The organism is Variovorax sp. 20P10.2.4 (genome assembly GCF_058244205.1).
Map to the genome: position 1 here is coordinate 1 of NZ_JBZAYE010000588.1, position 4,593 is coordinate 4,593.

The 4,593-nt window shown below is 67.5% G+C and carries 5 protein-coding genes and 1 pseudogene; 4 read left to right on the plus strand and 2 right to left on the minus strand.

The genetic code is table 11. The features are described from left to right. The 4 genes and pseudogenes from AC27VN_RS33605 to AC27VN_RS33620 form a co-directional block, all read left to right on the plus strand. Positions 1 to 209 (plus strand): annotated as a pseudogene (locus tag AC27VN_RS33605) (type VI secretion system protein TssA); the annotation flags it as partial. A gap of 88 nt (positions 210 to 297) precedes the next feature. Next, positions 298 to 816: a type VI secretion system contractile sheath small subunit gene (gene tssB, locus AC27VN_RS33610; protein WP_093350860.1), complete on the plus strand. Its 519-nt coding sequence runs from the start codon at positions 298 to 300 to the stop codon at positions 814 to 816. Between the two features lie 50 nt (positions 817 to 866). Further along, a complete protein-coding gene (gene tssC, locus AC27VN_RS33615; RefSeq protein ID WP_093350857.1) occupies positions 867 to 2,360 on the plus strand; it encodes a type VI secretion system contractile sheath large subunit in 1,494 nt (497 codons plus the stop codon). A 148-nt stretch (positions 2,361 to 2,508) separates the two neighbouring features. Continuing rightward, entirely contained in the window at positions 2,509 to 2,988 is a 480-nt protein-coding gene (locus AC27VN_RS33620) for an Hcp family type VI secretion system effector (RefSeq protein ID WP_093350855.1), read from the plus strand. A gap of 144 nt (positions 2,989 to 3,132) precedes the next feature. Here the strand turns inward: AC27VN_RS33620 and AC27VN_RS33625 are convergent, their stop codons facing one another. Then, positions 3,133 to 3,948 (minus strand): PP2C family protein-serine/threonine phosphatase, encoded by an 816-nt coding sequence (locus tag AC27VN_RS33625; protein ID WP_490879368.1) that lies wholly within the window; start codon positions 3,946 to 3,948, stop codon positions 3,133 to 3,135. Between the two features lie 68 nt (positions 3,949 to 4,016). Continuing rightward, a partial coding sequence (gene tagH, locus AC27VN_RS33630; RefSeq protein WP_490879369.1) for a type VI secretion system-associated FHA domain protein TagH occupies positions 4,017 to 4,593 on the minus strand: 577 nt, incomplete at its 5' end.

A 4,593-nucleotide genomic window follows, 5' to 3' on the forward strand; every position in this document is an offset into this window, starting at 1 on the left:
GCGAGATCCAGACCCGCGAGGACGCGCTGAAGATGCTCGACCGCGTGATCCGCTTCCTCGAGACCACCGAGCCCGGCAATCCCGCGCCGCTGCTGATCGAGCGCGCCAAGAAGCTGATCGGCGTGAGCTTCCTCGAGATCATGGCCAACCTCGCGCCGAACGCGCTCGACACGATCGAGAACGTGACCGGCCGCCGCGCCTCGGACTGAGGCCCTTCCGCCGCCTCTCCCCCTCCTCCCCTCCCCTTTCCATCCCTGGATCGACCCACCCCGTTTCACCCCCGCAAGGAGCATCGCCATGGCCAAGAGCAGTCAGAAATTCATCGCCCGCAACCGGGCGCCCCGGGTGCAGATCGAATACGACGTCGAACTCTACGGCGCCGAGAAGAAGATCCAGCTGCCCTTCGTGATGGGCGTGCTGGCCGACCTGTCGGGCAAGCCCGCCGACCCGCTGGCGCCCGTGACCGACCGCAAGTTCCTCGAGTTCGACGTCGACAACTTCGACTCGCGCATGAAGGCCATGAAGCCGCGCGCGGCCTTCGCGGTCGAGAACTCGCTGACCGGCGAGGGCGAGCTCAAGGTCGAGCTGACCTTCGAGAACATGGAGGACTTCTCGCCCGCCGCCGTGGCCCGCAAGGTCGGCGCGCTCAACAAGCTGCTCGAGGCGCGCACCCAGCTGTCGAACCTCGTCACCTACATGGACGGCAAGAACGGCGCCGAGGAACTGCTGGCCAAGGTGCTCGAGGACCCGGCGCTGCTGCAGTCGCTGGCCGCGACCAAGAAGCCCGAGGACGGCACCACCCCGCCGGCCGCCTGATCCCTGTCCCATTCCGACTTCCACATCCGGTTCACGAGGAGTAACCCACCATGGCCGAAGCACTCGAACAGAGCGCGTTGAAAGACGTCGCGTACGCGGGCAGCGACTTTTCGTCGCTGCTGCAGAAGGAATTCAAGCCGCGCAGCGACGAAGCCAAGAGCGCGGTCGAAGCCGCCGTGCTCACGCTGGCCCAGCAGGCGCTGGCCAACAGCGAGGTCATCGGCAAGGACGTCACGAAGTCGATCCAGTCGATGATCGCGGCGATCGACGCCAAGCTCACCGAGCAGGTCAACCGGATCATCCACCACCCCGACTACCAGAAGCTCGAGAGTGCGTGGCGCGGCCTGCACTACATGGTGAACAACACCGAGACCGACGAGAACCTGAAGATCCGGGTGATGGACATCTCGAAGCAGGAGCTCGCCAAGAACCTCAAGAAGTTCAAGGGCGCGGCCTGGGACCAGAGCCCGATGTTCAAGAAGATCTACGAGCAGGAGTACGGCCAGTTCGGCGGCGAGCCCTTCGGCGCCATCGTCGGCGACTACCACTTCGACCAGAGCCCGCCCGACGTCGAGCTGCTCGGCGAGATGGCCAAGATCGCCGCCTCGGCCCACGCCCCCTTCATCACCGGCGCGAGCCCGAACCTGATGCAGATGGAATCGTGGCAGGAGCTCGCCAACCCGCGCGACCTGACCAAGATCTTCCTCACGCCCGAGTACGCCGGCTGGCGTTCGCTGCGCGAGTCGGACGACGCGAAGTACCTGGGCCTGTGCATGCCGCGCTTCCTGGCGCGCACGCCCTACGGCGCCAACACCAACCCGGTGGAGGAGTTCGACTTCGAGGAGGACACCGCCGGCGCGGACCACAGCAAGTACGCCTGGGCCAACGCCGCCTATGCGATGGCCACCAACATCAACCGCTCGTACAAGCTCTACGGCTGGGGTTCGCGCATCCGCGGCATCGAGTCGGGCGGCGCGGTCGAGAACCTGCCGCTGCACACCTTCCCGAGCGACGACGGCGGCGTGGACCAGAAGTGCCCGACCGAGATCGCGATCAGCGACCGGCGCGAGGCCGAGCTCTCGAAGGCCGGCCTGCTGTCGCTGATCCACCGCAAGAACTCCGACTTCGCGGCCTTCATCGGCGCCCAGTCGCTGCACAAGCCGGCCGAGTACGACGATCCCGACGCCACCGCCAACGCCAACCTGGCCGCGCGCCTGCCCTACCTGTTCGCCTGCAACCGCTTCGCGCACTACCTCAAGTGCATCGTGCGCGACAAGGTGGGCTCGTTCAAGGAACGCGACGAGATGCAGCGCTGGCTCAACAAGTGGATCATGAACTACGTCGACGGCGATCCCGCGAACTCGTCCGAAGTCACCAAGGCCCAGAAGCCGCTGGCCGCGGCCGAGGTGGTGGTCGAGGAGGTGGAGGGCAATCCCGGCTACTACTCCTCCAAGTTCTTCCTGCGCCCGCACTACCAGCTCGAGGGCCTGACGGTCTCGCTGCGCCTGGTCTCCAAGCTGCCGTCCGCCAAGGGCGCGGCATAGGCCATCGGGTGGGTTTGAAATCCCGCCCGCTTCTTCGTTCTGAGATCACTACCGGCCGAAGCCCCACCCGCAGCGGCCGGTAGCCCCAAAAAACTTTCTCTTTCGTCAACCATCGCCCGCGCATCGCAGGCATCACAGGAGTAGCAAGATGGCATCCGATTTCCACATCAAGTTCGACGGCGTCACCGGCGAGGCCACCCACAAGGATCACAAGGACGAGATCGAGATCCTGTCGTGGTCGTGGGACGTGGCGAACACCTCCGGCGCGGCATCGGGCGGCGGCTCGGGCAAGGGCAAGGCGCAGCCCGGCTTCTTCAACTTCGTCCACATCTTCGACAAGGCCTCGCCCGTGCTGGCCAAGAACTGCGTCAGCGGCAAGCACTTCAAGGACGCGGTCCTGACCTGCCGCAAGTCCGGCGACGGCCAGGGCGAGTACCTCAAGGTCACGATGAAGGAAGTCTTCATCTCGAACGTGGCCCCGGCCGGTTCGCAAGGCGGCGACGTGCTCGAGAACGTGGTCGTGACCTACAAGGACATCGAGTTCGCCTACAAGGCCCAGAACGACAAGGGCGCCACCACCGGCGACGTCAAGTTCGGCTGGAACGTGGCCACCACCGAGACCCGCTGAGATCTCCCGGGACTTCGCCGCGCGAGCGCGGCAAGCTCCACGCCTTGCGGCCCGCGTCCTCTCTCGAGGGCATCGCGGGCCGTTTCTATTGGTGCGGGAGAAAAGAAAAGGGAGAGGAGGCGGCGCGCGCCGCCGCCCGTTTCGTCAACCGAGGACGGTGTCTTCGGGATCGCGCGGCTCGGGCTGCGCCTCGACCGGCAGCAGTCGCGTCTCGTCCTCGGCGGCGTCGATCACCCACAGCGTGAGCGCCGTGTAGTTGTCGTGCCCCGGCTTCGCGCGCGCGACGATCTGCGCCTCGATCTGCTCGACCCACTGGCTGGGCGTGCGCGAGGCATGCAGGGTCTCGACCAGGCATTCGTCGCCCAGCGGCTCCCACACGCCGTCGCTGCACAGCAGCAGCACGTCGCCCGGCAACAGCCGCATGCGGTCCGACACCGCGATGTCGGGTTCTTCCTCGAGCGAGCCCAGCGCCGACAGCAGCATGTTGCGCTGCGGATGCAGGCGCGCGCCCTCCTCGTCGAGCATGCCGCCGGCCACCATCTGCTGCACCAGGCTGTGGTCGGTGGTGCGCGCGACGATCGCGCCGCCACGGAACAGGTAGGCCCGGCTGTCGCCGCTGTGCACCCAGGCCAGCGCATGGACCTCGAGGTCGATGGCCGCGAACACCACCGTCGAGCGCATGCCGGCGAGCGTGCCGCCCTCGGCCTGGCGCGTCACCACGTCGCGGTTGGCCTGCTCGATCAGGCCGCGCAGCACGCCCTCGTCGAGGCTGGGGCCGGCCGAGAACGCGCCCAGCACGCTCGCACGCACCGTGGCCGCCGCCACGTCGCCGCCGCCATGGCCGCCGGCGCCGTCGGCCACCAGGCAGGCGACATGGCGCTCGTCGTGCCAATGGCCGTGAACGTCTTCGTTGTAGCTGCGGCCGCCCTGGCGGGACAGCGTGACGATTTCGATTTCCAAGCGGGGCTCCTCGCGTCGGTCGTGCGTGTCGTGGGTTCTTGTTCTGCGGTGCAGCGGTCGCGCGCGCCTCAGTCGTCGGATTTCAGGCGCGCCATCTGCGCCTCGTAGGCCTCGAGGAAGGCCTTGCCGAACAGGTTGTGGAAGTCGTCCTCGGCCTCCGTCGCGATGCCGCCGTACAGCGCCACGAACTGGTCCCACAGCTTGGCCTTGCGGTTGGCCGCGAACAGCGCGTCGAGCGCCGACTTCGAACTGATCTTCTTCTCGAGCTCCTCGGGCTCGAAGCGCGCGATGACGTGCGCCAGCGCCGCGCGCAGGCCGACCATCACGCCGAACTGGTGCGCGCGCAGGTCGTTGAAGGCATCGCGCATCGCGGCCTCGGCCGGCATGAAGCCACGCACGCCCGGCCCCAGCAGGTGCGCCAGCGCGACCTCGACCGTGGGCGAGAACTTCAGCGGGTTGTTGGCCTGCGCCGCGATCATCGTGACCTCGGCGCGCACCTCGCGCTTGAACTCCTGGCGCGTGAGCAGCAGCTGCAGCGTGCCTTCGGTGGCGCTGCGCAGCATCGAGCCGATGCGCTCCATCAGGCCCGGCGTGAGCATCTCGGGCGGCTGGTGCGTGCCGCCGAGGCCGCGCAGGAAGGCGGCC

Coding starts and splice junctions, on each gene's coding strand:
- AC27VN_RS33620 (WP_093350855.1), top strand. CDS start 2,509: ATGGCATCCGATTTCCACATCAAGTTCGACGGCGTCACCGGCGAGGCC.
- tssB (WP_093350860.1), top strand. CDS start 298: ATGGCCAAGAGCAGTCAGAAATTCATCGCCCGCAACCGGGCGCCCCGG.
- tssC (WP_093350857.1), top strand. CDS start 867: ATGGCCGAAGCACTCGAACAGAGCGCGTTGAAAGACGTCGCGTACGCG.